Raw genomic sequence first — 25,076 nt, forward strand, 5'->3', positions numbered from 1 at the left:
TGGAGAAAGCAACGAAAGCCGCCACACCTGAGCGGATGATCCGTCGCATGGCTGCCGTTGAGCCGACCTTCGCCACACTCAAAAGGCTGCTGAATAAAGGGCGATTTACCTGCTGGGGTCTGAGTTCTGCCAGTAGTGAATACAGTCTGGGGGTTCTGAGTTACAACCTGATGCGGGCGATCAACGTGCTGGGCGTGAAGGGCATGCTGGCAAGGCTGACTTGAGGCACTTACGCCTCTCTATCGCATGGAAATATATGCTGATTGAAAGCAAAAATGCCCCGGACGATGTCCGAGGCATTTTGTGGGCCTGCTCAGAAGCTATGTAAATCGAGTTTTTACACAGCCTCCTGTGGCACCCCTTTTTAATGGCGAGCAGTAAAAGCCCGCCAAACTGCGCTTTCGCTAACGCTTACTGCTGCATCGGCACCAGTGTCAGCTCTACGCGGCGGTTCTGCTCGCGGCCGGCCGGCGTGTCGTTGCTCGCGACCGGGTAACGCTCGCCGTAGCCGGTCGCACGGGTACGGGCCGGGGCGATGCCCTGATTCAGCAGGAAGTCACGGACCGAGCTGGCACGACGCTCGGACAGCAGCTGGTTGTAGCTGTCGGAGCCGGTGCTGTCGGTATGGCCGTCGATCTGGATGATCGTCTTGTCAAATTCCTTCAGTACCAGGCCAACCGACTCCAGTACGCCGGTGAATGAGGAACGAATAGTAGCCTGGTCTGTATCGAACGTGATGTTGCCCGGCATAACCAGCTCAATCTGATCGCCATTACGAACAACCCGGACGCCGGTACCTTCCAGTTTCTGTCGCAGCTGGGCTTCCTGGCGGTCCATGTAGTAACCGATACCGCCACCAACGGCGGCACCGCCGGCCGCGCCAATAAGGGCGCCCTTGCCGCGATCACTGCTGCTGGACGTCGCCGCCCCTACAGCTGCACCACCGATAGCACCAATGATGCTACCCTTGGTCGCGCTGGAAACTTTCTCTTCGCCGGTGTACGGGTCATAGGTCATACAGCCGGACAGGCCGAATGCAGCCACGGAAAATGCGATCAGAGTCTTTTTCACGGTCAGGTCTCCTGTTTTGTTAACCGTTTTTTGTGCGGGGCCGCCCTGTGCGCCTCCCAGGCGCGGTCAAAGGCATCAACGATGCCGTTGAACACGGCGGCCTGTAAATCCTGTGCTTCGTTCACCAGATGATGACGACCGTCGCGGAGTTTGAGTTCCTCCACAGACGCAAATTTGTTCCTGATAATCCGCAGGTTATGCCGCCAGTCGACGGTACGGTCTTTTTCACCCTGGATGACCGTGACCGGGAAATCTACTGGTCGGGCCGATTCAATGTGAGGCACCCATTGGCGCAAGGCACTGACCCAGTCCACATGGACTGCCCGGGCCTGCAGGGGGTCATGCTCGCGCAGGAATTTCAGGAAGCGCGCATTGGCACTGTTTTCGGAGAACGCCCGCTTCCAGCGCCTCAGAAATGGCCGGGCCACTGTATGCAATGCCCGCGCACCCAGCCAGCCAAACGGACGTACCAGTGGTGCCAGGAGAACAACGGCAGTGAACGCCGACGTTTCCCGGTTATGGTGGTTGGATAGCAGATAATCGATGAGTATGCCACCACCGGTACTCTGCCCGACCGCGTACCAGGGCTTGGTGGCATGCCTGCGAACCTGCGCCAGCAGGTCACTCAGCACCGCCTGGTATTCCATGAAACTGCCGATGGCCGCAGGTGTGCCACTGGACAGGCCATGACCGGGCTGATCCCAGGCGAGCACGTCGTAACCGGCGCCCAGGCAACGCTCAATCAGCTGGCTGTACAACCCCACATGGTCGAAATAGCCATGGAGGATAAAGACGGTGCCCTTGGTACCCTCACCTGCCGGCTGACGATAGAAGTGCACTGCCACTGAATGGCCCCCGGCTTCCACCAGTCCTGGCGTGTAACGCACTTCCGGGTACTCCACCCAAAGATCCAGTCCGTAGAAGCGACAGTAGGCCTTCATGTCTTCACCCAGACTATGGGCATCATCGGGTGCGAAGGCCGGCAAGGCCTCCCGGACCACATCACTTTCCCACTCCGGAACGCCGATCTTGTCGCTTTTCCAGTACACAGTAGGTCTATGCGCCTGTTGTCAGATGTCTTCTGGGGCCCGAACGGCCGTCTTACGGTATCGGCAGAATAACATACTCGGCTCGGTGGCCGGCCTTTGTTACGGAATTTACGGGTTTTTTACGTGACCGGGTGCCAATTTTACAGCTCCAGCCCCCGATGCCCCGAGATCAGTTCGTCCTTGTATCGACGGGGCCAGCGCTTGACATACCATTCGAGCCTGAGGGCACGGGAGCGGTTGCCCACCGCCTGGCTGAACACCAGCTCCAGCGGTCCCCGCCCACGCAGACTCCGTGCACAGCGTGGTCCCCCGCTACAGTGCTCGGTAAAGCGGCGATTTACGTCTGTGGTCACGCCGGTGTAGAGCGTATTGCCGGCTGTGCGGATGATGTACAGGTGCCAGTCAGCCATGGGCCGGCTCCGTAGCGCCTCTGCGAGCGCCCAGCTGCTGAAACCAGAGCCCGGCCACGATCAACACCAGCCCGGCCCAGGTGGACGCCAGTATGACCTCTCCAACGATGAAGTAGATAAATACCAGCGACAGGAAAGGCGAGATAAAGATCAGGTTGCTGACGCGGGCAGTATTGGTAGCCAGCTTCATGGCCCGGGACCAGAGCACGAACGCCAACCCCATCTCGAACAACCCCACGTACAGGCTGCCGATAAACCCACCACTGGCAAGCGGCGGCAGGCCATCCTGCCACCAGGTCAGTGCCACGATGAACGGCAGTCCGAACAGGAAGTTCAGAAACAGGCCGGTGAGCGGATCCCGCCGGTCGCGGGTCGCCAGGATCCAGTAGCTCGCCCAGACCAGGGTGCTGCCGATGGCCAGGGTTACCCCGAGCGGATCCGAGAAAGCGAGGTCAGCAAGGTTACCCCTGGTAGCAATCACTACGACTCCGGAATAACACACCAGGCCGGCCAGTATGTCGGTACCTTTCAACCGGTGCCCCAGGAACGGTACGGACAGATAGGCCAGCACCAGCGCCCAGGTGTAATTGATCGGCTGGGCTTCCTGGGCGGGCAAGCGATCAAAGGCACCGAACAGGAGCAGGTAATAGATGCACGGGTTGATTAACCCCAGTCCCAGCGACTGCACATACTGCCTGGCTGGCAACCGGAATGCAGCACGCAGTTGGCCCTGGCCGGCGAGCAGCACCGCGAGCACACCCACAGATGCCAGGCATGCGATCAACAGCATCTGCAACGGTGTGTAATAATCCAGGGTCAGCTTGAACGCGGTGGCCACCGTCGACCACAACAATACCGCCCCAAGCCCGGACCACATGGCCAGCCGCTGGTCTTTCATCCTGCTTCGTCCTGCTGTTCCAGCCATCGGTACAGCGTCCGTCGATTGATCCCGAGTATCTGGGCGGCTCGCCGCTTGTTTCCATCCACCCGGTCCATCACCTGGCGGACGTATTGTTGTTGTAGCGTTTCGAGGGTTGGCCAGCTGGCCGTAGGCTCTTCCTGTATCCCACCGGCCACTCCGGGCCAGCCCTGGCCCGGGAGACTGGCCTGGCGCTTGCGAATGCGGGCCGGCAGGTGTTCCGGCTGCACCACTTCACCATCACAGAACGTCACCGCCCGCTCCATGGCGCTGGCCAGCTCCCGAACGTTACCGGGAAACGGATAGTCCGCGAGGGTCTTGAGGGTCGCCTCCCCGAGACGCATGAATCCGCGCCGATGCCGGTCTGCCGACTGTCGCAGGAAATGCATGGCCAGCAGTTCGACATCATCGCCGCGCTCACGCAAGGGCGGCACCGTCAGCATCAGCGTCTCCAGCCGGTAATACAGGTCCTCACGGAACTCTCCCTGACGCACTGCCTGCATCAGGTCTACATGGGTAGCCGCTACGATGCGGACATCCACCGGCTCTTCCCGCTCTGCCCCCACCGGCTTGACCTGGCCTTCCTGGAGAACCCGCAGCAACTTCGCCTGCAAGGCCAATGGCATCTCTCCGATCTCATCGAGCAGCAGGGTGCCACCACTGGCCTCGGCAAACAGGCCCTTGCGCGCCTGGCGGGCGCCGGTGAACGCGCCCGCCTCATGGCCGAAGAACTCACTTTCCATCAGTTCAGGCGGAATACCGGCACAATTCACCGGAATGAAAGGGCCGTCCCTACGCTCACTTTCCCGATGGATCGCCCGGGCGACGAGCTCCTTGCCAGTACCGCTCTCACCGTTGATCAGCACGGAGGCCTCGCTACGCGCAACCTGGCGAATTTCCCGGCGCAGCCGGTCCATGGCGGCACTTTCACCCACCAGGCCCAGGTTCGCGGGTGCGCCGGACGCTGACCGGTAGCGAGCCAGCTCATGACTCAGGGCCGCGTGGGCCAGCAACCGTCGCACCTTCAGACGCAGATGCTCGGTGGACAAGGGCTTGGTCAGGAAATCGTCGGCACCTGCCTGCAAAGCATCTACGGCCTGGTCCACGGTGCCAAAGGCGGTGATGATAACAAAGGGCACTACCCGGCCTTCCGCCTGCAGCTTGCGCAGAACATCCAGGCCATCGCCGTCGGGCAGGCGCAGATCGGAGATGACCAGGTCCGGAGCCTCCACCAGCGCCATCGCAGCACCCTCTGCACTGTTGGCTGCCACGAGCATGCGGTACCCGTCCAGGGCCAGCTCTTCCTGCAGCAACGTACGCAGACTGGCGTCATCTTCGATCAGCAGCAGGGTTTCCGATGCTTTCATGGAGCTACCTCAGAGGTTGGTGACGGCGGCGTAGCGGCGGGCCAGGACAGGGTCATGCGACAGCCTCCCGGTTCGCTGTCTGCAACAACAAGGCGGCCCTGGTGTTCCTTGACAACACTCTTCACCATGGCCAGGCCCAGGCCCGTGCCCTCACCGGCAGGGCGTGTACTGTAGAAGGGCTCAAAAATACGCTCCCGAAGCGCCCCGGAAATTCCCGGACCATCGTCATCGACCTGAACATCCCAATACTCACCAGCCCTGGTAACTGCCACCACCACCTGGCCGCGTGCGGCCTCACAGGCATTGCGGATCACATTCAGGCAGGCCAGTTCCAGCCGGGTTGGCTCGGCATTGACCCAAACGTCACCCTCCGGCAGATTCAGGGTTACCGGGACGTTTCCGGCGCGAGGATCCTCCCGCAGGCCAGTCACCAGTTCCCGCAGCATGGACGCCAGGTCGACCGGCCGGCGTGCATCCGGCACATGCCGGAAACAGTCCAGCAACTGTTCGATAATCCGCGTCATTCGCTGCACCTGGTGGTTGATGTCATCCAGGTGTCGCTGACTGTCTGGCCCCAGCCCCTGCCGGGCGAGGATGGATGCACGACCCTGGATGACGTTCAGGGGCGCGCCCAGCTCGTGGGCGACGCCACCGGCAACACGGCCGATCATGGCAACTTTTTCCTGGTACTCCAGCTGCTCACCGAGTTCTCGTTCCCGGGCGACCCGTTCACGGATTTCCTCCTCCGCCCTGGCCATGCGATCACCGAGGTCCCGAAGTCCTTCATGGAGCTGCCGGATTTCACGGGGGCCAGATGCACGTGAGTAGATCGGCCAGTTGCCGGGCCCCATCCCCTGCATGGCAGCCACCAGCCGGCTGACGTAACGGCCCACTGCGCCATAGTGCCCCAACACCACTACCAGGCTGACCACGACCAGCACCGCACACCACAGCGCCACCGCCCAGACCCTTGCCGACGCTACCAGCCGGTGAAAGTCGCTGCGTTTGCGGGTGACCTGCAAAAGGCCGTTGATACGGCCGTTTTCGGCAATCAGCGGGGTAAACTGGGAGAACACCGACACTCCGTCCACCCGGCGAAACGTGCCACCCCGCTCACCACTCTGGATAACCTGGTTGGCACTGCGACTGGAACGGATGCTGGTATCTGCCACACCGAGACTGGCAACCTGCAACCCGTCTGCATCGAACACTGAGGCACCGTACACACGCCCGATCCGGAAAATGGATTTGAGGGTGTCGTCCAGGACGATATCGTTGCCATCTTCCATGGCCCTGGCCAGCGGCCCGCTGGCAGCCCGGGCGACCAGCTCAAGGTCTTCCCGCAAACGTTCGTCAAGGTTATCTTCGATGGCACTGACGGCAAAAAAGATACCCGCCCCGACCACCAGCATCAGGGGGACCACGATACTCAGCAGCAGGGTCAGCCTTACCGTGTGAAATACCTCGCGGGCGCTGCCCGGAAGTCGCCCCATGGAATGAACTCCCTATGCGCAAATGCCACAAAAGGATGTCACATGTGGCAATATGCCTCAATCCGGATTAAGCGACTGTCATCATAGGAAGCACCCAGGTAATTGATTTTAAAACGATATAAACGAGAATGACGATCTGGCACAGGAATTGACTGGTCACTGGCCCAGCAAACAAAGATGTTCCCAAACGGGCTAACCCCCACTCAATGACCAAGGAGATTGACCATGAAAAAGCTTCTCACATCTGCAACCGTATCCATCGCCCTCCTTGCCGGCGCGCCAGCGGTCTACGCCCAGACCCAGAGCCAGCCGACGGAAACCGACCAGAGCACCTACACTAACCCGGCCGCGTCCGGCGAAGCTGAAACCGACTTTGACGACGCCGAGCTGCGCAAGTTTGTGGAAGCACAGAGCGGCATCAACGACATCCGTGATGAATACATGGCAAAGATCGAAGACGCCGGCTCCCAGGAAGAAGCCCAGGAGCTGCAGATCGAAGCCAATGACGAAATGGTCTCTGTGATCGAGGACGCCGGCCTCGATATCCCCACCTACAACGCTATCGCTACCGCATACAACAGCGAGCCCAGCGTTCGTAACCGGGTCGACGCACTGATGTAACAAGGAAGCTGGCAAGCAACCCGATGCGCAAACGCAGAAGTTCCTGCCAGATTTTGCCCCGCCCCTGAGCGGGGCTTTTTTGCTCGAACAACGACGTTGTCTTTCGCGAGGATTTCCTCCGTACAGCCTCCTGGGATAACCTGTACTGCACGATCCGAGCCCCGACGGAGATAACGATCCGATGACAGCCGTACCCACCCGGTCACTGATGGTGATACTGGCCAGCAGCCTGTTCCTGGGTGCCTGCAGCGACAACGATGAAGTAATGACTGGCTTGCTCCCGGGAGACCCGGAACCGGAGACCTGGCGGTTCGCACTGGAAGAAGTCGGTGGCAGCGTTCAGGACGCCTGGGCACAGGAGTTCCGTCGCCGGATACAGGAACTTTCCGACGGCCAGGTACAGGTGGAAATATATCCCTACGGTTCCATTGGAAACTCGCCCCACCTGACCGGCCTGGTGAGGGACGGCCGGGTTCACCTGGCCTTTGCATCACCCGGGCATGTAGCTGATAAAGTTCCCGAGGCCGGTGTGTTCCTGTTGCCTTACCTGTTTCCGGAAGATGACCAGGCCACGCGCACCATCCTGTCTGACCCGGAGCTGGGCTCCTTGCTGGAACAGGCCTGGGCGAGTGCCGGGTTACAGTTGATGTCACTGGTTCCGGAGGGCTGGATAGCGTGGACCGCCAACCAGCCGCTACTTGAACCCGGGGACTTCTCCGGACTGCGCATGCGAACCATGACGGCTCCCATGCACAACGCTGTTTTTGAAGCCTGGGGGGCTGACCCTGTCGCCCTGCCCTACGGCGAAGTGCATGAAGCCTTGCAACTTGGCCAGGTAGATGGGCAGAGTAATCCGGCCTTTGCCATCGCCGAAATGCAATTCCAAGAGTTTCAGTCCCACATGACCCTGCCAGCAGCGACCCGCTTTGTCGCCAGCGTAGTCAGCAATCGCGAGTGGTATCAGGACCTCGACACCACTCATCGTGAGTGGCTCCATGGAGCAATTAAAGGCATGCCGGAGTTTATCGATGCGATTCAGCAGGAATACAACCAGCGCAGCCTTCAACAACTCCGTGAATCCGGACGTATCCGCATTCATTCACTCAACGAGCAGCAGAGGACCGGCTTTCACGAGGCTACCGGACCCGCAGTCGACGCCTACCGGGCGCAGGCCGGGAAACGGGGGGCGCAAATCCTGGGGCGGATACAACGGCTAAGTGAAGCTGAGCGAAGTGCAGGGCAGGAAGAAGCCTCCGCACCAGACCCCGCAATAAAACCATAAGGCCCCGCGCTTTTTCGGCCTTACTCAGGAACCAGCCAGGTTTGCTTATGGTCGGCGTTCAGCCCCTGGTCTCCCGATACTTCGGCCATCATGGCACCGAAGCGGTCACTGAAGCCCCAGGGCGGGTTGATTATCACCATACCTGAACCAGTCATGCCGCGTTCCGGTGGCTGCCTGAGTACCAGCTCACTGTGCCAGGTCTTTCGAATACCCAGGCGCACAAGCTGCTCTGGAAGCACTCGGTGCTGTCCGCTGGTGAGCATGGGGTACCAGACCAGGAACACACCATGGCGGCAACGGGTCCAGGCCTGCGCCAATGTCTTCGCTACCCGCTGATAGTCCTCCTTGATTTCATAGGACGGGTCGACCAGCACCAGCAAACGGGGCGCCTTGGGCGGCAGTGCACGCAGCAGCCCCTCCAGGCCATCCCCTGCCTGCACTGTCACCCGGTGCCCCCGTGCCCAATCCTGCAGTCGCGAGGACTCGCCGGAATGCAGCTCGAAAGCTGTCAGGGAATCCTGCTCCCGTTGCAGGCAGTCGAACCATGCCGGTGACCCGGGATACCGGGACAGTTGTCCTTCGCCCGGATTCAGCCTTGCCAGTTCCGCCAGCATGGGTGACCAGTCCGATGACTGCAGCCGGTGGCGAAGTTTCCAGACCTGCTGGATGCCACTCTCCGCCTCACCAGTCTTTTTTGCCCGTTCACCGGCCAGGTCGTACATCGCGCTGCCCGCATGGGTGTCAAAGCCGGCGATTGCCGAAGGCTTGGCCTGCATCATGGCAAGCGTGAGGATCAGGGACGCATGCTTGTGAACATCGGCAAAGTTACCGGCGTGGAATTCATGGAGATAACTGAGCATCGAGCGGGCTCCGGGGTTCAGACCATACAGTCGGCCATTAGGCCCCACTCAGCCGCCGTCAGGCAAGTCCGGGGCCGATACGAATGCACTGCCGGGGCTGGTACCCTATGTAACCGCCACTGACACCCACCAGCACGAGAGGTTGCCCTTGAGCAGACAACCGGATGCCAACCGCACCACCGAGCAGCTCTATGCCCTGATTGCCAACGAAGAGGATGCGCGAACTTGTAGCGACCTGCCGGAAGAGGCCTGTCGCGAGGTTCCCCGTAATTTTTTCCTGATCCTTGCCAGTAACGTGCTCACCAAGCTGGGCGACCTGCTGATCAGCCCAAAAACCGTGCTGGCCTGGCTACTCAACGCGGTGGGCGCCCCCGGCCTGGTAGCCTGGCTGGTTCCCATCCGGGAGTCCGGGTCCATGCTGCCCCAGATGGTTATCGGCGCCTGGGTTCGCCGCAAGCCTGTGCGGAAGTGGTTCTGGACCCTGGGAGCCTTCGGCCAGGCCATCAGCGTGATGGCCATGGCTGCCAGCGTCTGGTTCCTCGAGGGGTATGCAGCCGGCGGTGCTGTCGTCGCCGCGCTGGTGGTGTTCTCGCTGGCCCGGGGGTTCTGCTCTGTGTCCATGAAGGATGTACAGGGCAAGTGTATCCCCAAGGGCCGCCGGGGCCGGCTGTCGGGCCTGGCAACCACCCTGGGCGGAACCATGACCGTCATCCTGACGGTATTGCTGTTCTGGGACCGGGGCGACCCGTCCATGCTGTTCTACAGCCTGTTGCTGTTGCTCGCCGGCGGGCTGTGGATTATCGCCGGGCTGTTGTTTGCCAGTGTCGATGAATACGAGGGGGAAACCAGCGGTGGTGGTAATGCCCTCAAGGATGCGATCAGTAATCTGGGGCTGTTGCGGGATGACCCGCCATTTCGCCATTTCGTGATTACCCGGGCGCTCCTGCTTTGCTCTGCCCTGGCCTCACCCTACTTTGTATTACTGGCCCAGAACCAGGCAGATTCTGCCTGGTTGCTGGGGGTGTTCCTGTTGGCCAGCAGCCTGGCCAGTTCCGTCAGTGCCAGCGTCTGGGGCTGGATGGCTGACGCCAGCAGCCGCCAGGTAATGATCCGCGGTGCTGCCATTGCCAGTGGTGTCTGCCTGCTGGTGGGGCTCATTGCACTGGCGGCGGGGGATGATGTGGGCGGAATGTGGTTCTACCCGCTGGCGTTCTTTGTGCTCAGCATTGCCCATGCGGGCGTGAGGCTGGGCCGCAAAACCTACCTGGTGGATATGGCCGGGGGCAACAAGCGTACTGACTACACCTCTGTCAGCAACTCGGTCATCGGACTGCTGCTGCTAGCCGCCGGTGGCCTGACTGCCCTGATCTCCATCATCTCTGAGGTAGCGGTTATCCTGGCCCTGGGACTGATGGGACTGGCTGGTACGATCAGTGCCCTGCGACTGGAAGAGGTTTCTGCGGGTTCAGAAAGCTGATTGACGTGCAATCAAGGCGCCCTGCCATCGTTCAGGGCCAGGGCGCCCCGTACCACCCGGTAGATGTACCAGATGGCCAGCCCGACCAGGATAAACCAGCCAATAATCAGGAAGGTCGTCACGGTACCGATCACCGCCCACAACAGGGCGATCCAGAAGGTGCGGATCTGCCAGCGGAAATGGGCATCCAGGGGACTTGTGCGCACCTCGTCCTGTTTCAGGTAATTGATAATGACACCGGCCACCGCCATCAGGCCACTGGTGGGTATGGCCAGGGCCTGCAACAGGTAGACCACGACCACGATTTTCCAGAGAGGGTCGTCGCTGTAGCGCTGCTCACGGCGACGGGCGGGTATGTATTCCTGATTGCTGTCCTGATCGTTCAAGGGCCGGTCCTGTCATTGGGAATGCACAACCAGTATAGGGTGTACCTCAATCACTTCAATGACCGGATGGGCGATAGCCAAGACGGAAACCACCCCAGTGACGGCCGTTCACGAATATCGGTACCGAAAGGTCATGCATGATCTCACCGGTGTCCCGTCGATAGGTCTGCAGCAGCATGGTATCGGTATGGCTGCCACAACGGGCACCGGTGCGATCATTGAACAGTCGCTTGCTGCGGCTGCGAACCAGGTCCTGCTGGGGGTCGCCGGTTGGCTCGTGGGCAAAGGCCCGGTTGTGGGTAGGCACATAACCGTCCGGGGCCGTAGTGATCGCGAAGACCAGGGCATCGTGGGCGGCCACCACCGGCTCCTGGATAGCCGGAAGCACCTTGTCGGTAAAGGCATCAAAGCCACTGTGGTACTTGGTGGGCGTGGTGTTGGCAACCGGCTGCCGGTTTCGGTCAAATAACTGACCTTCAGTCAGCTCGCCCAGTCGCAGTGCCTCTTCGAAACGCTCGCCAATCTTTCCCGCGGCACTGGTTGCCTGATCGAAGAAGAAGCGGTGATAGCTGGCCTGGCTGTTGGCCGCAAACGCCGCGTTGGCCTGCTCCGCAAGGTCCATCAGGCGGGTAGCCTGGGTAGCCAGGTCTCCCACCCCACGGTCACTTTCGGCCATTTCATCCCGCAGTGTCTCGACCCCCTTCAGAATCTGCTCAAGGTTGCGCTCGTTCTCCCGGTCACCCTCGGCGATGACGTCCACTTCACTTTCCAGCAGGTCGGCCTGCTCCCCGATCTGCTCAAGGTTACCTGACACCGACTGGACCGACTCCAGCCCCCGGTCAACGGTATAGGCCAGCTCTTCGACGCCTGCGAGGATGCGCGCGGTGGATTCGCGGATATCCGCCAGCACAGCGGCCACCTCCGTAGTGGCCTCGGTGGTCCGGGCTGCCAGGTGGCGTACCTCATCCGCAACGACCGCAAAACCCCGACCCTGCTCGCCGGCCCGGGCCGCTTCGATGGCGGCGTTCAGGGCAAGCAGGTTGGTTTGCTCGGCAATGGCCTCGATAACCGAGGTCACGCCCTGGATCTTGTCTGACTTACCATCAAGGTCGCGAATCAGGTTCAGGTTCTGCTCTGATTGCTGATAAACCTGGCGGATATCCCCGAGCGCTGTTCCCAGCGCCGTACGCCCTTCCCCACTCAGACGACTGGCTCCCCGGGCCACTTCCGCCGCCTCTCCTGCCTTGCGGGCACTTTCGCGGACCGTTTCGGTAACCTGGCTGGCATAGTCGGCCATTTGCCGTATTTCGGTGACCTGTCGATCAAGGCGTTGCTTGAGCTGATCAGCTGCCCAGGACACTTCGGCAGCAGAAACGGCATTATGGTCCGCCGAGCCCGATAGTGTCTCTGTGAGGGCCCTGCCGGCCGCCGCTTGTTCCAGGAGGGTGCTGAATCGTTGATATAGGGGATGATCATCGGGAAGCTCACCCCGTGAGAGCTGGTTTAACGCCCGCGCATGGGGAACGACAAGCCGGTACCACCAGACAAGGGCCAACAACAGGCCTACGATCAGTGTAACCACGAACACCTGCCATGGGCTCGCGCCTGCAAACCTGACCGTTACGCCTGCTGTTGCGCAGGTAACCAGCAACAAACCCAGTCCGGCCAGTGCTGTAAACCGGTTCAAAACGCCCATGGTGTCCTCACTATTCTTGTTTTGATCATATTCTGCTCAAATCAGCATACGACAAAGTAACACCGAGGGAATCCGACTTTAGTGATATGGGACATGGAATTTACATCAATTGACACTCACCCGAACGAATCCGACTCCGTAACCACAGCCCGCACAGCTGTATGCTTTTATCTTCCTGTAACGCGCCGGTCAACGAACTGTCACCAAGTCACGCCAAGCTTTGCCTGACCCAAGACACCCGATGCCTGCCAGCCTTCCCCCTTCCGGGCAGCGCTGGCAGTAAAGAGAGACCAAGGAGCGCACTATGGGACATCATCCCGTTGAAGACAGTAATAAAAGCCAGAACCCCGCCTTCGAGACCATTGTTTCCGCCAGGCTTTCCCGACGGACCCTGCTGAAAGGCTCCGCGTCCGCCGCGACGCTGGGCGTTGTCAGCGCGCTGGGGCTGTCTGCCTGTGGTAGTGGTGGTTCCTCATCAGGCACAGCGGCATCCGGAGAAACCAGCACCGCCACGATAACCCCCGAAAGTCTGGGCTTTGACTCTGTTCCCACCTCCCTGGAGGACCGTGTCATCGTGCCTCAGGGCTACCGTGCCGAAGTGCTCTATGCCAAGGGCGACCCGATCGAAGCGGGCCTGTCCGAATACCTCAATAACGGCACGGATGTGGACTTTGACCGTCGTTCAGGCGATGAGCACGATGGCATGTGGTTCTTCGGAATCTCCGACGACGGCCGTTACGACCCGAATCGCTCGGACCGGGGCATTCTGTGCGTCAACCACGAAAACCTTGAAGACGCGACGCTGCACGAGAACGGGGTCACCAGCGCGGCCGACAATGGCGGCAGCCGTCCGCTGATTGAAGTGGACCGTGAGATGAATGGCCATGGCGTCTCCTGCATTGAAGTCCGCAAGGTCGATGGCCGCTGGGAAGTGGTTCGCGACTCCCAGTACAACCGCCGGGTCACCATCTTCACCGAGATGGACGTCAAGGGGCCCGCAGCGGGCTCGGACCTGCTGCGCACCAAGAGCTCCCCCCAGGGCATCAAACGCTGGGGTACCATGAATAACTGCGCCAACGGCTACACTCCCTGGGGCACTTACATTGCTGCTGAGGAGAACTGGTACGCCTACTTTACCCGCACTGATGACACCGCGAACCGCAGTGACGCCGAGAATACCCTGGCAAGCCGCTACGCCATTGGCCTGAATGGCAACGTGATCGGTCCGGGATGGAATTATCGCGAGTGGGATACGGCAAGCAGCAACGATGTCTATGCCCGCTTTGACGTGACCGCCACCGCGGCCTCTCCGCTGGACGATTACCGCAACGAGGCCAACCTTCACGGCTTCGCCACTGAAATAGACCCGTTCCGTCCTGCGCAGAAACCCCGTGTGCGTACCGCGTTCGGCCGTTTTTCCCATGAAGGCGTCTGGGCGGCGCCAGCTGTTGAAGGCAAGCCCCTGGTGTTCTACTCGGGCGACGACTCCCGGGGCGAGTACGTCTACAAGTATGTTTCGACCGCCAACTGGGACCCGGCCGATGCCACCCTCGGACTGGCGGCAGGGGACAAGTACCTGGACGACGGCAAACTCTACGTCGCCGTATTCAGTGAGGACGGCACTGGCGAATGGAAAGAACTGAGCTACGGTGTCAACGGCCTTGACGAGAACAACCCCCTCTACCCGTTCCGTAACCAGGGTGATGTCATGGTGGCCACCCGCCTTGCTGCAGACCACGTGGGTGCCACGAAGATGGACCGGCCGGAGTGGGCCGCCGTACACCCCATCAACCGCGAGGTGTACCTGACCCTGACCAACGGCAACCAGAGCAATCGCCCCGCTGACGAAACCGATCCGGCCAACCCCCGCGCCGTTAACTCAAATGGCCATATCATTCGCTGGAAAGAGGCCAGTGACGACAACACCGCAGCGACCTTCGAGTGGGATATCTTCCTGTTCGGTTCTGCGGCAGACCGTGATACCGATTACAACCTGTCTGGCCTGACAGTGGACAATCAGTTCTCTAGCCCGGACGGCCTCTATATCGACCACCGGGGCGTTATCTGGATCCAGACGGATGATGGTGCGCTGACGGATGTGACCAACAACCAGATGCTGGTGGCCATTCCCGGTTCGGTGCGCGATGGCGAACGCAAGACTGTCATGACGACGGACAACGATGGTGTGACGTCCACCGTCGAATCCTGGATCGGGCAAAGCGCAACCGATGTCCAGCTCAAGCGCTTCTTCGTAGGGCCCCGGGGGTGTGAGATCACCGGGATTTCACTGACACCGGATGCAAAAACACTGTTCGTCAATGTCCAGCACCCCGGCGAGGGTGGCTCGGCCGAGCTGTTCAATACGGATGTCAGCACCTGGCCGGCAGCCTCGCGGGACGCGACCGAGGTAGGGGCGGCAGGTAGCCGGCCCAGATCAGCCACTGTCGTGATCACCCGCGAAGACGGTGGCGAAATCGCCGTTTGACGGAGCAAGCCAGGATCGGGGGTGGTCATCCAGGCTATCCCCGATCCGAATAACGGAAAAGGCAGGCGCCTCCCGGTGCCTGCCTTTTCAATAGTCAGAGATACAGGGTCGTTTTACTGGACCATTTCGTCTGCACCTTCTTCCATTTCCTCACCGGCCTCATCCATGGACTCATCGATCTCTTCGCCGGCTTCCTGCATTTCCTCACCCACTTCATCAGCGGTATCAGAAGCAGACTCTGCGGCGCCCTCTATCGGCCCTTCCTGCGTGCCGGTTGCATCCTCGAAGGTCTCTTCGGTAGCACTGGCTGCATCTTCCGCCATCTCTTCGACATTCTCGGCCGCCTGGTCCAGGTCGGCGCCCTCGTCGCTGTCATCGCTGCAACCCGCCAGTCCCAGAAGCAACATCAGTGTGAAGAAACTCAGCGTCAGCTTTTTCATTGGTCATCCCTTTTGGTTGGTGAGAACACGGCGTCACGACTCCATTCCAGAACGTGATTCAAGTCACCGTGTGATCACCACCGATACTAGGGCAGGACATGTATATTTTGCATTGCCTCATTATTACCTGTAATCAATAACCGTTCAGGTTATGGCCATCGATAATCAGGATATGATCGACCGCCAGCAGCACACCCTTGTCCAGGGCCACGAAGTCTCCACCCGGGCGGGTGAACAGGTCCCTTATACGTGAATGTACGACCTGCACCTGCCCGGACGAGTCCCGGTAAACCAGCTCGATGATTTGCTGCTGAAGCATATAGTGGGTGATTTTTGCACGGAGGGACGTTTCGAGTACCGGTCTCGGATTGGCCATGTCCTTGCCTGTCTCCTTCTGTTCACTGTTCGTTGTTATCGCTTTTTGTTTAGAATAGCCGGCTTTCGACAGACTACCACCCAAACTCTTCGCCCACAGGATCCACCATGGACTGGCTTCAGATCGTCATCCTATCCCTGGTACAGGGAATATCCGAATTTCTGCCGGTATCCTCCTCCGCTCACCTGATCCTGGTGCCGGTACTGACTGAGTGGGAGGATCAGGGCCTGGCCTTTGACGTAGCCCTGCACCTTGGCAGTCTGCTGGCAGTGGTACTCTATTTCCACCGCGACCTGGCCGCCATGACCGGCAGCTGGCTCCGTTCCCTGCAAAACCGCCAGCCAGATGAAGATGCCCGGGTCGCCTGGGCGGTACTGTTCGGCACCATTCCAGTGGGCCTCGCAGGACTCGCCTTCAAGGACACGATTGAAACCGTTCTGAGATCCCCCCTGTACCTTGCCGCCGGCCTGATTGTGTTCGGCATAGTGCTGGCCTGGGCCGACCTGCGCCACCGGGGCGACCGCACCGAAGCACAGATCAACTGGAAAGACGTGCTGGTCATCGGCTGTGCCCAGGCGCTGGCGCTGTTCCCGGGCACGTCGCGGTCCGGCATTACCATTACCGCTGCACTGTTCATGGGGATGAACCGGGAAGCCGCTTCCCGTTTTTCATTCCTGCTGTCGATCCCGGTCATCGTGCTGGCCAGTGGCCTGCAGATCAGGTCACTGCTGGAAACCCCGGAGCCCATCCAGTGGGGGGCCATGGCCGCCGGCATCGCCCTGTCTGGCATATCGGCCTACCTGTGCATCCACTACTTCCTGGCATTCATCAAACGCATCGGCATGATGCCGTTCGTGGCCTACCGCATCATACTGGGCGTGATCCTCATCGGCGTCTTTGCCTGAGCTTCAGAACCAGGCCGACCTCATGTCGAGACAGGTTGTGTCCTGGTTCTGCAGCAGCACCAGGTCCTGGGCGACCTCAGGCAGACTCCAGTGGAAGAAGTAACGGGCCGCTTGCAGTTTACCCCTCAGGAAAGCTTCGTCCTCCGGTTCGGCCCCCGGAAGTCGCAGTGTTGCGGCGTTGGCAAGGCGAAGCCACATCCAGCCTGCCACTATCTCACCAAACAGATGAAGGTACCGGCCAGCATTGGCTAGCACCCGCTGCCGCGAACCAGCCTGTAATTCCTTGCCCAGTACCTGTGTTACCTTTACCGCCCGTTGCAGCGTTTCGCTCAGTGACAGGGCCCACTGGCGGGTGTCCTGTGTAACCGCCGCTTCAAGGTCTTTCTGCAGGGTCTGCAGGAAAAGCTGCAAGCCGTGGCTCTGATGGCTCCAGACACGCTGCCCCAGGAATTCCCGGGCGAAATGGCTGCCGGTTACCGGGTCGGGTATCCGGGCTGGTACCTCCCCGAGCGATACGGCGGCCTGCCAGGCTGCCTGTCCGGGCCACCAGGCCAGCACAGGCTCCAGAAACGCCAGCAGCCGCTCACTGGTTTCCCGGTGCCCCGGATCGGGGTGACTCTGGACATCCTCGGCCAGCGAAGCCCCGTAGAGCACCATTGCCAACCCTGCTTCACACCGGGTCTTGGCGCTCAGCAGCCGACCACGGAGGTCTACCGAGTCGACAGCATCCAGTTCCGACCGTTCGGCGCCGGCCAGCGTTTGACGAAACAGTTGCCAGGCAGAAAGAATGACCGACATGGGTACCGCCAGGAGATCTTCCGAGCGGGTTCTGAACAGGCGGCTTGCCTGGCCATCGGCCTGGTAAAGCCCATTACCCAGGGTAAGAACGACTTCCGGCACCACACCCACCGATCCCTCTGCCAGTGCCTCAGCCTGCCCGTCACCAGCGCTGCTGCGGCCTTCAGCAAGTCGGCTGAAGGTTTCCACCACAGCTCTCAGCGAGTTTCCGGAATGCTCCTGGTAGCGGGAGCGCGCCAACAGGGCACCGACATCCAGTACATCGAACAACTGAAACAGGAACTCGCGGGATGCCACGGGGCTGGCCACCATCTGTCATACTCCCTGGAAACTGAAACACGGACGGGAAGCCTGTGCATGCCCTGCCGACGTGGGCTGGTAACACGAGGTTCCCGGAATAGCGGGACAGACTCGCACAGGGCGGCAATCAGTTCCATAGAGCAGCGCAAATTCAGGTCAGGTGACCCGTGCATAGACCCCCTCGGGGTTGCCCTTGGAAAGGACCCACTGCCAGAGCTGCAGGTCCCGGGCGCGGAAGGCACCGGCACAGGACAGAAGGTAAAAGCGCCACATGCGGAAAAAGCGTTCCCCCAGGTCTTCGGCAAAACGAGGCCAGGCCTTTTCGAAGTTTCGATACCACGCCATCAGGGTACGGTCGTAGTCGGAACCGAAATTATGAAGGTCTTCGACAACGAAAAGATTATCCACCGCATCACCAATCTGCCCGACAGAAGGCAGTTCCCCGTTAGGAAAAATATACCTGTCCATCCAGGGGTCTGACTGGGGCGCCCGCTCGTTCTTTCCGATGGTGTGAAGCAGGAACAGGCCACCCTCTTTCAGGCACCGGTGCGCCACTTCCATATAGGTGCGGTAATTCTTGTTACCCACATGCTCGAACATGCCAATACTGACGATACGGTCAAAAGTCTCGTCCACATCCCGGTAATCCTGCAACCGGAACTCCAGGGGCAGGTCCGGGTACATCTGCCGGGCCAGGTCCGCCTGCTCCCGGGAGATGGTAACCCCTACACACTCCACGCCATAATGTTCCGCTGCCCAGGACATGAAACTGCCCCAACCACAACCAATATCCAGCACCCGCATGCCAGGTTCCAGCTGCAGCTTGCGGCAGATCAGGTCAAGCTTTGCCTGCTGGGCCTGCTCCAGGGTATCGGCGTCTTTCCAATAGCCACAGGTATAAGTCATGCGGGAATCCAGCATGGCACGGTAGAAATCATTACCCAGATCGTAGTGCCGTTCGCCCACCTCCTTCGCGCGGGACACGGTCTGGCGATTGAGCAGCCGCGATTTCAGGTAATGGAGTAATACCCGGGCGGGCCGGACCTGCCGGTGCAACCGGGCCCGCAATACCCGGTGGATGAACTCATCAAGGGCCTGGGCCTCCCAGTCCCCGTCCATGTAACCTTCGCCAAGCCCGAGACTGCCTTCTGTAAAGATGCGCTCGGCCACGCCGGGGTTGTTCACCTGCATGTCCCAGGGCCTGTCACCACCAACCTGGATATCCGCCTCAGCCAGCAGATCGCGAAGGTAGTCCTGGAGAGAGGTCCGCCCGGGCAGCGACGTTTTGCCAGACTGTTTTGCCAGTTCCATGAGATTCTGCCTCCTCAAATCCGCTCGCACCATTGCGACAGAACGGTCGACCTGTCTATCTGTATAAATATAGACCGGTTTGGCAGATTTTCTAAATTAGAGGCAATCAATCAGAAAGGAAGATAATTTCTATCACGCTCGGGTGGCCCCTCCAGGCGGCCAGGCCCGGAGAAGGTTACACCGACTGCTGGGCCTGACCGTTATCCAGGGCGAAGGTCCGGTGCGAGGAAGGTCAGTTTTTCCAGATCAGCACACCCCGGTCCCCATCGGCGATGCCAAAGAAGGAACCACGACGGTCATGGTCATGGTCATGGTAGGAACGCCGGTGCCTCGGGTAATCGTCACGGTAGTGGCGCTTGTGGTCGCGATAGCTATGCCTGTGATGACGATCCCGATGATGCCACTTCGGCCCTTTTTTATGGTGGTGTTTATCGTGTCCCCGACCCCGGTGACCCGGATGGTCCCGGTATACTCGCTTGGTCAGGTAGCCGTCATGGCGTTCGTGGGCCTTGACGAAGCCGGATTCGTTCCGGTCCGGGTCTGCCAGGGCCAGCGGCGCTGAACCTAACAGGCCAATAGTCAACAAAGCAATCAGCAGGTTTCTCATGGTTGATCTCCTTTTCGTGGTCAGGTCTTGCTTGCACTGCCTGGCCGTTACAGCCATGCCCCACCGTACCGCTGCCGATGTAAACCTATGTTCCCCATGCCGTAAAATTTCTGTAAAGGCCCTATGTGCCGGCCGGTTCCGTATACCAACCCACCTCCGGACAGCCGGGTTCCCTCACTGTCCGCCCCGACCCGTCAAATGCAAACTGGGTCTCAACTGCAAATAATTAGTGTTAGACGTGTCTTATTTTTCGAGACATTTGCTGGTTTTGTCTTAAACAGCCATTAACATTTCCCAAGCCGTTACCTCGCTGACGAACATGGCCAGTGCGGCGACGGCGCCGGAGAAACGTTGTTTGTCCGCAACACAAGAGAAACAGGGTTTCTCCAATAAAAACAGGGCCCGGTGGCCGGCACAGCCACCTCCAGTGGGCCCGAATAACCGCGAGGGAGGTGCTTGTGTCCGAAACCAAATCGACGAATTCACCCATCAGTTCCGGGAGGCGTCAGCTAATGATCGGCTCTGGTGTGCTCGGCGCTGCCGCTGCCGTCAATCCCGGCATGGCTTTCGCCCATTGGGGGCGCGACAAGGGAAAGGGCCGTTGGGGCCGCGACAATCCACAGGAGAACGTGGAACCCGTTGACTGGACCGTAGAGCAGCTTCGCACTGCCCTTGACCGACTACGGGATGATACGTTCTTCGCCATGATCGCCTTCGGCGTTCCCGGCAATGACCCCTATTCCGAATACCAGGGAGTGAGCACCCCCTACCCCGGAGGCATCACCACCCGCGCCGACCTTTACCTGGCCGGGGGCACGAACCTGCTGGTGCCCATGCCTGCCTCCTACATGGGCCAGATGCTGGCTTCGATTGCCACCTACCTGGCGATCCAGCCGATGGATATCCCCGAGATGGCCGCCGGAGATGTGGGTGAGAACGGTGAATACCTTCTCGAAAACCTCAATAGCACCTTTACCGACTACCTGGAAGGCGAAGTATCCAACTCCGTGCTGGTGGCGCTGCTGGTCAACCTGGCAGCCACCCGGGTTGCAGGCAGCATCGACGGTCCGTTCCCGTCACCGTTCGCCAACCTGGGCTGGGAGCAGAAGTGCAGGGTGTTTGAAGAGCTGGAAAGTGAATCCTCCTGGCTCAAACGCGCTATCACCTGGAACATCCCTGACCGGGATTACCGGGAAGCGACACCGGGCGTTCTGTCTTCCATGGTTGCCTTCATCTTGCGTATTGCAGGCTTCGGCAGTTACTGCGAGTTCGCCGTATTCAACCCCGAGACCCGCGAAGTGGCACAGCGCCCGTTAGGCTGGGTACTCAGCCAGTACGCGCCTGATGCGCCTCCCAGCGGCATCGGCAGCGATGACTTTATTGGTTATTACCAGGGACGGAGGAGTGTCTGATGCGTGATGTAATCATTATTGGCGCCGGTGGCGGTGGCCCTGTAGTAGCAAAGGAACTGGCCGAGCGGGGCCTGGACGTCCTGGTACTCGAAGCGGGTGCCCGCCACGCCAGGCCGGAGCAGCAATGGTCTGCCCTTGAAAACCACATGAACAGCTCCCTCACCGGCAAACTGCGGTTCGGCCCTTCTGATCCTGCCAAGCCAGCCTGGTTCCGTGAGCTGGTCACCCCCGGAAGTTTCTCCCAGGTTTCCGGTGTTGGTGGCACTACATTGCACTATTACGGCAACAGCCCCCGGGCCATGCCGGGCGTGTTTGCGGGCTACCGCGGCCGTGATCACGGCATGTACGACTCCCGTCACAAATTCCCGTTCAGTTACGGCGAAATGCGTCGCTACTACGAGTGGACGGAAGCAACCCTGCCAGTACAGACAGCAGCCATGGGCACCAAGGAACAAGCCTTCTTCCAGGCCGCCGAGGCAGCCGGGCTGAGTCCGATCACTGGCAAGGACATCACCCATGCCGGCTTCCGCCCCCAGGAGAACGCGATCCTGCAGCCGGGCGGCAACGCCGGACGCACCAGCGACCCGTCCCAGCTGAACTACCCCGACGCCAGCGGCTGTACTCTGTGCGGCCACTGTTTCCAGGGCTGCATGCTGCCCAAGGGAGCTCCACGTAACCTCAAGGCCCGCCGCTCCACCGACAACAGTTACATGCCCATGGCACTGACGGCGGATCTGTGGAAGCCCGGCGGCAAGGCGATCACCCTGATCAGCGACGCCTACGTCACCCGCATTCTTTCCGACCGCCAGTGGGGCCGTCGGTTGCAGAAGGCAACGGGCGTTGAATGGCGAGACGTCAACACCGGTGAGATTCATTCGGAAGATGCCCGGGTCGTGGTCATGGCCGGCGGTTGCATCGAAAATCCAAGACTGTGGATGAACAGCGACCTGCCAGACCCCAATGGCTGGGTTGGACGGGGCCTGACTGACCATGCCCTGGACTGGGTGACCGGCATTTTCGACCATGACGTCGGCGGCGCCAGGGGCACCTCCTGCTCGTCCCGGGCAGACTTCCCGGGCTACGGAGCCATCCAGAACACGGCCAATACACCAGGGGTACAGGCCAACAACCTGACCAACAGCGATAGTGGTATCCGTGGCGCCTACACCAACGGTATTGGCGGCCAGGGAGCGTGGGACGGCGATTCCGGTCGCGTCTATGGCACCGAACTCAAGGAGGTGATGTCGGACATCAACCGCCAGATGAGTATCCTGGTGCTGACCGACGACGACGTGGAATACCAGAACAAGGTAGACGTTTCCCGTGTATTCCGGGACGACCACGGCCCTGTAGCAAGGGTGGATATCAACAAGCGCCGTCGCTCACGTCGTACCCAGCGCAACCGGGACTACCTGGCCACCCGGGCAGCGGAAATCCTGCGGGCTGCCGGTGCCAGGAAGATTATTCGCAGCGACTGGGCACCTGTACTGCTGCACCTGCAGTCCTCCATGCGCATGGGTGACAGCGCCCGCAACTCCGTGCTGGATGAGAACTGCGAGGCGCGGGCGGTGCAGGGTCTGTTCATAGCCGATAACTCGGCCCTGCCCAACTCCCTGGGCGGCCCGAACCCAACCCTGAGCACCCAGGCACTGGCTACCCGGACTGCCGAGAAGATCTTCCAGCAGTACTTCGGCGGCGACGCATGGGTCGACCGGGAAAGCCCGATCTGCTCCATCGATGATGTGGTAACCCAGGCAGTTATCAATCGGGGGATTTGAGGAACACAGCGACCAGGGACCAGTCGCTCAGGCCGGAAGGGAATCCGGCAATCGTTGGGGGTAACACTCTGCTTGCAGAGTGTCGTCTTGGCCCGGCAGTTTCTGCCGGGCCTTTTTTGTGTTTTCAGGGTGGGCCCAGCTGCTCGAGGCAAAGCTCCAGGGTTTCGGTAATCCGCGCATTAAGGCGCAGGTCCAGCATATCGTCGGCCCGGGTTCGCCCCAGGTTAAGGGCAGCCATTGGTTTTCCCCAGTCCCGCCCATAACGGCAGAAACGAAGACCGGAGTAGACCATCAGGGACGAGCCCACAACCAGCAGCCCATCTGCTGAACGCAGGCACTCCAGGGCACGGCTGACCCGTTCCCGCGGCACATAGTCGCCGAAAAAGACCACATCCGGTTTCAGAACTCCATGACAGTCGGGACAGTCCGCCACCCGAAAACCGCTGAAGTCCACTTCCAGGTCAGCATCACCATCCGGCGCGGCACTCGCACGAAACCGGAGAAAGCCCGGGTTCAGATCGGTACACCAGCCATGTACCTGGTCCCGGTCGCAGCGATAACCACATTCCATGCACACGACCTGGTCTGCCCGACCATGCAGGTCCACCACCTGGCGACTCCCGGCACGCTGGTGCAGGCGATCGACATTCTGGGTGACCAACAGACTGACGTGTCCCCTGGCCTCCAGTTCAGCCAGGTACCCGTGGGCGCGGTTGGGCGTCGCGTTTCGCATAACCGGCCAACCCAACAGGCTGCGCCCCCAGTACCGACGTCGCAACCCCTCATCCGCCAGGAAGGCCTGGTGCTGCACCGGTTGCCGGCGTTTCCAGGCACCCGAGGCATCCCGGTAATCCGGAATACCGGAATCTGTACTGATCCCTGCACCCGTCAGAACCATCAGCCGGGGATGGTTCCGGATGAAGTCGGCGAGAGCTGCGGCTGCCTGTTCCGGCTGCACAGGCACGGGCTCTGGCCCGGTGCGGGGCATGGGTACGGATCGGTTGGAGGGACGCAGGGCTGTCATGCTTCTATCCTGTCTGTCGGCGCTGGCAAAAGTTTGTTGGTACCACCCCGGCAATCAGTGGTTACCCGTCAGGGTTGGCCTTCAAGCTGCCGTTGCCGGTCACGGAGGCGTTGTGCCAGGAAGTCCATGGCCACCCTGACCCGGGCCATCTTGCGAAGGTCCTGGTGCGCCAGCAGCCACAGGTCGATGCTCTCGCCTTCCAGTGGGTCCGACAGGCGGGTCAGTTCCGGTGCCGGATCTCCCAGGTAGCAGGGCAAAACACCAAGCCCCCCACCATTGCGAATCAGGCTGAACATACCATAGAGGCTGTTGCATCTGAGCGTCGAACCGGCGCGACGAAGGTTACGGCGGTACCAGCGCCCGGTAGCCAGGTGAACAAAGCTTTCATCCGGTATTACCCATACGTGATCGCCTGGCAGGTCAGATTCATCGAAGGGGTGCCTTTCTACATAGGCAGGGCTGCCATAGATAGCCGACTCGATACTGCCGACCCGGTGTCCGACCAGGGTTTCCTGGGGCTGGTTGGTAGGACGCAGCACCAGGTCAGCGTCCCTCAATGTCAGCCCTGCCACGTCGGTGCAGGTGATTGCCTCGATATCCAGGCCCGGGTAGGCCGCTATCAACTCGCCCAGAAGCGGTGCCAGTAGCCCATTGAGCAGGCTGTCTGTCGTAGCCAGCCGCACCCGTCCTTCCGGATCCGTCTGCTGCCCTGCCAGCCGGCGCTCCAGGTTTTCCACATCCACCGCCAGTCGCTCAGCTTCCCGATAGGCCAGTTCACCGGCCGGAGTCAGGGCCAGGCCATCACGGTTTCGTTCAAACAACCGGGTCGCCAGGTCAGACTCCATCTGATCGAGTCGTCTCAGCACCGTAGTCTGATGCACGCCGAGCAACTCACCGGCCCTGGCCAGGGTCCCGCCATTGGCGAGGGCGTGTACATATCTCAGGTAATCCCAGTCCATCGATGGTGTCCTGTCATTGATTTTTGTTACTGCATATCTGCAACGGGACT

24 protein-coding genes are annotated in these 25,076 nt (G+C 60.4%); 8 read left to right on the forward strand and 16 right to left on the reverse strand.

Features of this window, described 5'->3' with window-relative positions:
* Positions 1–224, forward strand: a 224-nt coding sequence (locus BM036_RS06700; RefSeq protein ID WP_177186018.1) for a transposase, incomplete at its 5' end; no start/stop codon positions are given.
* A 187-nt stretch (positions 225–411) separates the two neighbouring features.
* On the opposite strand, the gene BM036_RS06705 is transcribed toward BM036_RS06700, so the two are convergent.
* From BM036_RS06705 to BM036_RS06730, 6 genes are all read right to left on the reverse strand, one after another.
* On the reverse strand, positions 412–1,071 hold the full coding sequence (locus tag BM036_RS06705) for a YiaD family glycine zipper/OmpA-like lipoprotein (RefSeq protein ID WP_091849782.1): 660 nt from the start codon (positions 1,069–1,071) through the stop codon (positions 412–414).
* Between the two features lie 2 nt (positions 1,072–1,073).
* Complete coding sequence (locus tag BM036_RS06710; RefSeq protein WP_091849784.1) at positions 1,074–2,120, reverse strand: alpha/beta hydrolase; 1,047 nt, start codon at positions 2,118–2,120, stop codon at positions 1,074–1,076.
* Positions 2,121–2,260: 140 nt separating this feature from the next.
* Positions 2,261–2,530: a GIY-YIG nuclease family protein gene (locus BM036_RS06715; RefSeq protein ID WP_091849786.1), complete on the reverse strand. Its 270-nt coding sequence runs from the start codon at positions 2,528–2,530 to the stop codon at positions 2,261–2,263.
* Positions 2,523–3,428, reverse strand: a complete 906-nt coding sequence (locus BM036_RS06720; protein WP_091849788.1) for a DMT family transporter — start codon at positions 3,426–3,428, stop codon at positions 2,523–2,525. The genes BM036_RS06715 and BM036_RS06720 overlap by 8 nt, the downstream gene beginning before the upstream one ends.
* Positions 3,425–4,816, reverse strand: a complete 1,392-nt coding sequence (locus BM036_RS06725; RefSeq protein ID WP_091849790.1) for a sigma-54-dependent transcriptional regulator — start codon at positions 4,814–4,816, stop codon at positions 3,425–3,427. The genes BM036_RS06720 and BM036_RS06725 overlap by 4 nt, the downstream gene beginning before the upstream one ends.
* A complete protein-coding gene (locus tag BM036_RS06730) occupies positions 4,813–6,309 on the reverse strand; it encodes an ATP-binding protein (RefSeq protein WP_091849792.1) in 1,497 nt (498 codons plus the stop codon). The genes BM036_RS06725 and BM036_RS06730 overlap by 4 nt, the downstream gene beginning before the upstream one ends.
* A 225-nt stretch (positions 6,310–6,534) precedes the next feature.
* Between BM036_RS06730 and BM036_RS06735 the strand changes: the two genes are divergently transcribed.
* Complete coding sequence (locus BM036_RS06735) at positions 6,535–6,930, forward strand: DUF4168 domain-containing protein (RefSeq protein WP_091849794.1); 396 nt, start codon at positions 6,535–6,537, stop codon at positions 6,928–6,930.
* A gap of 181 nt (positions 6,931–7,111) precedes the next feature.
* On the forward strand, positions 7,112–8,212 hold the full coding sequence (gene dctP / locus BM036_RS06740) for a TRAP transporter substrate-binding protein DctP (protein ID WP_091849796.1): 1,101 nt from the start codon (positions 7,112–7,114) through the stop codon (positions 8,210–8,212).
* A gap of 20 nt (positions 8,213–8,232) precedes the next feature.
* Here the strand turns inward: dctP and BM036_RS06745 are convergent, their stop codons facing one another.
* Complete coding sequence (locus tag BM036_RS06745; RefSeq protein ID WP_091849798.1) at positions 8,233–9,072, reverse strand: 23S rRNA (adenine(2030)-N(6))-methyltransferase RlmJ; 840 nt, start codon at positions 9,070–9,072, stop codon at positions 8,233–8,235.
* 148 nt (positions 9,073–9,220) lie between these two features.
* Between BM036_RS06745 and BM036_RS06750 the strand changes: the two genes are divergently transcribed.
* The gene (locus BM036_RS06750) at positions 9,221–10,549 is read left to right on the forward strand and encodes an MFS transporter (RefSeq protein WP_413774370.1); all 1,329 of its coding nucleotides are present in this window, start codon (positions 9,221–9,223) and stop codon (positions 10,547–10,549) included.
* An 11-nt stretch (positions 10,550–10,560) separates the two neighbouring features.
* Here the strand turns inward: BM036_RS06750 and BM036_RS06755 are convergent, their stop codons facing one another.
* Together BM036_RS06755 and BM036_RS06760 are read right to left on the reverse strand one after the other, a co-directional pair.
* Positions 10,561–10,935, reverse strand: a complete 375-nt coding sequence (locus BM036_RS06755; RefSeq protein ID WP_245742514.1) for a DUF4870 family protein — start codon at positions 10,933–10,935, stop codon at positions 10,561–10,563.
* A 55-nt stretch (positions 10,936–10,990) separates the two neighbouring features.
* Complete coding sequence (locus BM036_RS06760; protein WP_091849802.1) at positions 10,991–12,631, reverse strand: methyl-accepting chemotaxis protein; 1,641 nt, start codon at positions 12,629–12,631, stop codon at positions 10,991–10,993.
* A gap of 304 nt (positions 12,632–12,935) precedes the next feature.
* Here BM036_RS06760 and BM036_RS06765 point away from each other — a divergent pair, with 304 nt between their 5' ends.
* Positions 12,936–15,116, forward strand: coding sequence for a PhoX family protein (locus tag BM036_RS06765; RefSeq protein ID WP_091849804.1), 2,181 nt, complete (start codon positions 12,936–12,938; stop codon positions 15,114–15,116).
* 113 nt (positions 15,117–15,229) lie between these two features.
* Here BM036_RS06765 and BM036_RS06770 read toward each other — a convergent pair whose 3' ends face one another.
* Together BM036_RS06770 and BM036_RS06775 are read right to left on the reverse strand one after the other, a co-directional pair.
* Positions 15,230–15,556, reverse strand: coding sequence for a hypothetical protein (locus BM036_RS06770; RefSeq protein WP_091849806.1), 327 nt, complete (start codon positions 15,554–15,556; stop codon positions 15,230–15,232).
* A 133-nt stretch (positions 15,557–15,689) separates the two neighbouring features.
* On the reverse strand, positions 15,690–15,932 hold the full coding sequence (locus tag BM036_RS06775; protein WP_091849808.1) for a hypothetical protein: 243 nt from the start codon (positions 15,930–15,932) through the stop codon (positions 15,690–15,692).
* A gap of 107 nt (positions 15,933–16,039) precedes the next feature.
* Between BM036_RS06775 and BM036_RS06780 the strand changes: the two genes are divergently transcribed.
* Positions 16,040–16,837, forward strand: coding sequence for an undecaprenyl-diphosphate phosphatase (locus BM036_RS06780; RefSeq protein WP_091849810.1), 798 nt, complete (start codon positions 16,040–16,042; stop codon positions 16,835–16,837).
* Between the two features lie 3 nt (positions 16,838–16,840).
* Here the strand turns inward: BM036_RS06780 and BM036_RS06785 are convergent, their stop codons facing one another.
* The 3 genes from BM036_RS06785 to BM036_RS06795 form a co-directional block, all read right to left on the reverse strand.
* The gene (locus tag BM036_RS06785) at positions 16,841–17,947 is read right to left on the reverse strand and encodes an acyl-CoA dehydrogenase C-terminal domain-containing protein (protein ID WP_091849812.1); all 1,107 of its coding nucleotides are present in this window, start codon (positions 17,945–17,947) and stop codon (positions 16,841–16,843) included.
* 144 nt (positions 17,948–18,091) lie between these two features.
* Entirely contained in the window at positions 18,092–19,246 is a 1,155-nt protein-coding gene (gene cfa, locus BM036_RS06790) for a cyclopropane fatty acyl phospholipid synthase (RefSeq protein WP_091849814.1), read from the reverse strand.
* Positions 19,247–19,478: 232 nt separating this feature from the next.
* On the reverse strand, positions 19,479–19,853 hold the full coding sequence (locus tag BM036_RS06795; protein WP_091849816.1) for a hypothetical protein: 375 nt from the start codon (positions 19,851–19,853) through the stop codon (positions 19,479–19,481).
* A gap of 512 nt (positions 19,854–20,365) precedes the next feature.
* Here BM036_RS06795 and BM036_RS06800 point away from each other — a divergent pair.
* Positions 20,366–21,265 (forward strand): hypothetical protein, encoded by a 900-nt coding sequence (locus tag BM036_RS06800; RefSeq protein WP_091849818.1) that lies wholly within the window; start codon positions 20,366–20,368, stop codon positions 21,263–21,265.
* Complete coding sequence (locus BM036_RS06805; protein WP_091849819.1) at positions 21,265–23,043, forward strand: GMC family oxidoreductase N-terminal domain-containing protein; 1,779 nt, start codon at positions 21,265–21,267, stop codon at positions 23,041–23,043. The genes BM036_RS06800 and BM036_RS06805 overlap by 1 nt, the downstream gene beginning before the upstream one ends.
* A 124-nt stretch (positions 23,044–23,167) precedes the next feature.
* Here BM036_RS06805 and BM036_RS06810 read toward each other — a convergent pair whose 3' ends face one another.
* Both BM036_RS06810 and BM036_RS06815 read right to left on the reverse strand, forming a co-directional pair.
* Positions 23,168–24,031 carry an NAD-dependent protein deacetylase gene (locus tag BM036_RS06810; protein WP_245742523.1) on the reverse strand — a complete coding sequence of 288 codons (864 nt, stop codon included), beginning with the start codon at positions 24,029–24,031 and terminating at the stop codon, positions 23,168–23,170.
* Between the two features lie 104 nt (positions 24,032–24,135).
* Entirely contained in the window at positions 24,136–25,026 is an 891-nt protein-coding gene (locus BM036_RS06815; protein WP_091849823.1) for a LysR family transcriptional regulator, read from the reverse strand.
* Positions 25,027–25,076 lie beyond the last annotated feature (50 nt).

The sequence above is a fragment of the Marinobacter segnicrescens genome, from assembly GCF_900111555.1.
GTDB classification, from domain to species: domain Bacteria; phylum Pseudomonadota; class Gammaproteobacteria; order Pseudomonadales; family Oleiphilaceae; genus Marinobacter; species Marinobacter segnicrescens.

Excerpts from the sequence above, each read along its gene's own strand:
- BM036_RS06715 (WP_091849786.1), bottom strand. The coding sequence starts at position 2,530 with ATGGCTGACTGGCACCTGTACATCATCCGCACAGCCGGCAATACGCTC.
- BM036_RS06720 (WP_091849788.1), bottom strand. The coding sequence starts at position 3,428 with ATGAAAGACCAGCGGCTGGCCATGTGGTCCGGGCTTGGGGCGGTATTG.
- BM036_RS06725 (WP_091849790.1), bottom strand. The coding sequence starts at position 4,816 with ATGAAAGCATCGGAAACCCTGCTGCTGATCGAAGATGACGCCAGTCTG.
- BM036_RS06730 (WP_091849792.1), bottom strand. The coding sequence starts at position 6,309 with ATGGGGCGACTTCCGGGCAGCGCCCGCGAGGTATTTCACACGGTAAGG.
- BM036_RS06735 (WP_091849794.1), top strand. The coding sequence starts at position 6,535 with ATGAAAAAGCTTCTCACATCTGCAACCGTATCCATCGCCCTCCTTGCC.
- dctP (WP_091849796.1), top strand. The coding sequence starts at position 7,112 with ATGACAGCCGTACCCACCCGGTCACTGATGGTGATACTGGCCAGCAGC.
- BM036_RS06745 (WP_091849798.1), bottom strand. The coding sequence starts at position 9,072 with ATGCTCAGTTATCTCCATGAATTCCACGCCGGTAACTTTGCCGATGTT.
- BM036_RS06760 (WP_091849802.1), bottom strand. The coding sequence starts at position 12,631 with ATGGGCGTTTTGAACCGGTTTACAGCACTGGCCGGACTGGGTTTGTTG.
- BM036_RS06765 (WP_091849804.1), top strand. The coding sequence starts at position 12,936 with ATGGGACATCATCCCGTTGAAGACAGTAATAAAAGCCAGAACCCCGCC.
- BM036_RS06770 (WP_091849806.1), bottom strand. The coding sequence starts at position 15,556 with ATGAAAAAGCTGACGCTGAGTTTCTTCACACTGATGTTGCTTCTGGGA.
- BM036_RS06775 (WP_091849808.1), bottom strand. The coding sequence starts at position 15,932 with ATGGCCAATCCGAGACCGGTACTCGAAACGTCCCTCCGTGCAAAAATC.
- BM036_RS06780 (WP_091849810.1), top strand. The coding sequence starts at position 16,040 with ATGGACTGGCTTCAGATCGTCATCCTATCCCTGGTACAGGGAATATCC.
- BM036_RS06785 (WP_091849812.1), bottom strand. The coding sequence starts at position 17,947 with ATGGTGGCCAGCCCCGTGGCATCCCGCGAGTTCCTGTTTCAGTTGTTC.
- cfa (WP_091849814.1), bottom strand. The coding sequence starts at position 19,246 with ATGGAACTGGCAAAACAGTCTGGCAAAACGTCGCTGCCCGGGCGGACC.
- BM036_RS06795 (WP_091849816.1), bottom strand. The coding sequence starts at position 19,853 with ATGAGAAACCTGCTGATTGCTTTGTTGACTATTGGCCTGTTAGGTTCA.
- BM036_RS06800 (WP_091849818.1), top strand. The coding sequence starts at position 20,366 with ATGATCGGCTCTGGTGTGCTCGGCGCTGCCGCTGCCGTCAATCCCGGC.
- BM036_RS06805 (WP_091849819.1), top strand. The coding sequence starts at position 21,265 with ATGCGTGATGTAATCATTATTGGCGCCGGTGGCGGTGGCCCTGTAGTA.
- BM036_RS06810 (WP_245742523.1), bottom strand. The coding sequence starts at position 24,031 with ATGCCCCGCACCGGGCCAGAGCCCGTGCCTGTGCAGCCGGAACAGGCA.
- BM036_RS06815 (WP_091849823.1), bottom strand. The coding sequence starts at position 25,026 with ATGGACTGGGATTACCTGAGATATGTACACGCCCTCGCCAATGGCGGG.